Genomic DNA, 1098 nt, shown 5'->3' on the forward strand with positions numbered 1-1098 from the left:
CGCTGGTGTTTCGCGAGGACGCCAAGGTTGTGGGGCTGGAGCGGGACTTTGCCGAGCAATTATCCAGTGATCTTGAGCGCCCTCTGTCTTTGCATGAATACACGCAACTGAGTGATCTGTTTGCGGCGCTGAAGAATAACGAAATCGATATCATCATGTCCGGTATTTCCATAACGCCTGCTCGGCAGGAGGCCTTCGCATTCAGCCTGCCTTATACCACCATCGGCCAGATGGCCATGATTCGTCTTGACGATGCCGCCCGGCTGGCCACGCCCGGCGCCTTGTTTACCGGGCGCTACCGGGTGGGTTACAAGAACGGCACTACCGGGGAGGCGTTCGTGCAAGAGACCATGGATGCGCAGACCCGGGGGTTCAACAGCAATACTGAAGCGACCCAGGCCCTGGTTAACGGTGACATTGATGCGTTCATTCACGATGCGCCCACGGTCTGGAACCTGGCTAACAAGCATGAGTACCCGGTGAAGTTGCTGGGCCTGTACAAACCGCTTACCAAGGAACAACTGGCGTGGGTAATGCGCAAGCAAGACAGCGAACTGAAACAGCAAGTGGATACGGTGCTGAAGAGTTGGGTAAATAACGGTTTTCTGATGCAGGCAAAAACCCAATGGATTCCGGTGAAAATTCTTTCCGGGCAGTGATTTTTTGTAGGTCGGGTTAGTCGCGTAGCGACGTAACCCGACAAGCTTTTTTATTTAGATATCCGCGAAATTCTCCCCACCCTTTAACCAGCGGCGTAACAGCGGTTCAACCCACTGCGGGCAGTCGTGCATCAGTTTGGTGGCCACGTCTTTGGCCGGTTCCATCAGGGCTTCATCGCGAACCAGGTCGGCAATGCGAAAGGCCAGGTCCCCGGTCTGGCGAGTGCCCAGCCATTCCCCGGGGCCGCGCAGTTTCAGATCTTCTTCGGCAATAACAAAACCGTCGGTGGTGTCGCGCATGACCGCCAGCCGCCGTTTGCCGGTGAGTGATAGCGGGTTCTTGTACAGCAGCAGACAATAGCTTTGCTCGCCGCCCCGCCCTACGCGTCCGCGTAGCTGATGTAATTGTGCCAGGCCCAGCCGTTCGGCATTTTCCATC

At 56.3% G+C, this 1098-nt stretch carries 1 protein-coding gene and 1 pseudogene; one reads left to right on the forward strand and one right to left on the reverse strand.

Annotated features, from left to right (window positions below):
• A partial coding sequence (locus A3754_RS25095) for an ABC transporter substrate-binding protein (protein ID WP_063521651.1) occupies positions 1 to 659 on the forward strand: 659 nt, incomplete at its 5' end.
• A gap of 54 nt (positions 660 to 713) precedes the next feature.
• Here the strand turns inward: A3754_RS25095 and A3754_RS28310 are convergent.
• Positions 714 to 1098, reverse strand: a pseudogene (locus tag A3754_RS28310) (ATP-dependent DNA helicase RecG); the annotation flags it as partial.

The sequence above is a fragment of the Alcanivorax sp. HI0083 genome, from assembly GCF_001635175.1.